This window comes from uncultured Thiodictyon sp., from assembly GCF_903828115.1.
Lineage (GTDB): Bacteria > Pseudomonadota > Gammaproteobacteria > Chromatiales > Chromatiaceae > Thiodictyon.
Map to the genome: position 1 here is coordinate 1 of NZ_CAIKKU010000801.1, position 2006 is coordinate 2006.

2 protein-coding genes are annotated in these 2006 nt (G+C 69.2%); both read left to right on the forward strand.

From position 1 onward, the window contains the following. A partial coding sequence (locus tag QZY48_RS29685) for an ABC transporter substrate-binding protein (protein WP_295437410.1) occupies positions 1 to 768 on the forward strand: 768 nt, incomplete at its 5' end. After that, a partial coding sequence (locus tag QZY48_RS29690; protein WP_295437411.1) for a PAS domain-containing protein occupies positions 765 to 2006 on the forward strand: 1242 nt, incomplete at its 3' end. The genes QZY48_RS29685 and QZY48_RS29690, both read left to right, overlap by 4 nt.

Consider the following 2006-nt stretch of genomic DNA (forward strand, 5'->3'; position numbering starts at 1 on the left):
ATGCTGCGCGGCGAGGCCGAGGTCGCCACGGTCGCCGAGACCCCGCTCGTGTTCGCCGCCCTCGCCGGGAAGCCGTTGCGTGTCATCGCCACCTATGCCGGCAGCGGTGAGCACGCCATCGTGGCCCGGGCCGACCGGGGCATCAGCCGGGTGGCGGACCTGCGCGGCCGGCGCGTCGGGGTCACCGTCGGCACCTCGGCCCACTACTTCCTGCATGTCATGCGGAACGACCAGGGGCTCGCCGAGACGGACATCACCCTGGTCGATCTGCCGGCCACTGAGCAGGCGGCGGCCCTGGCGGCCGGCCGCGTCGATGCGGTCGCTACCTTCGCCCCCTTTACGACCCAGTGTCGGCGTACCTTGGGCGAGACCGCCCGCACCTTCCCCATGGGACTGCGCTACCGGGGCTATACGAGCCTGGCGGTGGCGCCGGACCTGCCGCAGCGCCGGCCGGAGGCGATCCGGCGCCTGCTGCGGTCACTCGATCGGGCCATCGGCTGGATGCGCCTGCACCCGCGCGAGGCCATGCGGGTCGCGACGACCGAACTGAACATCGAAGACGCGGTCGTCGAAGAGACCTGGAAGCGACTTGGATTCAATCTGGCCGTCGACCAGGGGTTCGTCATGCTTCTGCAGTCGCAGGCCCAGTGGGCCATCGCCAGTGGGCTCGCTCCCGGTCGGACGGTGCCCGATTTCACCGCCATGATCGACCCCTCCATCCTGGCGCGGCTGCACCCGGGGTCCGTCACCATCACCCGGCAACCATGAACCTGCGCACCCGTGTCCGCCTGCTCGTTCTGGTGTCAACAATGATCGCGCTGTGGTTGCTCGGTGTCTTTTTCGCCGCCTACCGGGAGAGGACCCGCGCCGAGCAGGAGTTGGCGCTGAGCGAGCCCCTGACCGTTGCGACCTCCGTATTGCGCACGGTGGTCTTCGGGCATCTGCTGTCCCCGCAAACGCAACCCCAATCCCAGGTCGAGGCGCAATTCAAGCTCCTCGCCGACCTGCTGGAGCCGGGGGCCCAGTTCAGCGCCGCGTCTGACGCACCGGATGCGGATACCCGCTATGCCTGGGACGGCGCCGGGCGCATGGTGAGCGAGCTGCTGGCACTCCTCACCGACCTGAACGCCGCCGAGACTGACCCGCCCCGCAGTGCGCGCGACCGGCAGACCACCGAGCGGATCCTGATGGACAGCCATGCACTGAGCCTGTTCGTCAACCAGATTCGCGATCACGCCCTCGATGGTATTTTTCAGGCGAGCTCGCGGGAGAAGCGCGCCTTGGGCCTGCTGCTGGCGGGGCTGGCGGTGATTGGGCTGGGACTGCTCCTCCTGCTGGAGCGGGGCCTGTTGTTGCCGATCGGCCGGCTGCGCCAAGCCGTGATACAGATCGGCAGCGGCACCACGGCGTTGCGCCTCAAGACGCACCGCCGGGACGAACTGGGCCAACTGGCCGACGCCTTCGACCACCTGCTGGAACAGATCCACGCGACCACGGTCTCGCGCGATCGACTGGCGGTCGAGGTGGACGAACGCGCGCGAGTCGAGCGTGCCCTGCAGGAGAGCCAGGACTGGCTGCACCTGGCGATGCAGACCAGCCGCTCCTTCGCCTTCGCGTGGGAGCCGCAGGAAGGCGACCGGGTGTGGCGCAGCGCGACCTGCGCGGCCATCCTGGGCCTCTGCGGCGAGGCCGTGGAGCACGACACCGGACAGGGCTGGTTTCAGCGAGTGGTGCCCGCCGACCGGGCGCACTTCATCGCCCTGCTGGAGTCATTGCGGCCGGATCAGGACCGCTATCGCACCGAGTACCGCGTCACCCGCGGTGACGGTGAGATCGTCGTCCTGGAAGAGACCGCACAGGGCTACTTTGACGCGCAGGGCCGGTTGCAGCGCCTGGTCGGGGCGGCCGCCGAGATCACCGAGCGGCGGGCAGCCGAGGAGGCACTGCAAAAGAACCGGGACTTATTGAACGCGATGGGCCGGATGGCCAGGGTTGGCGGCTGGGAG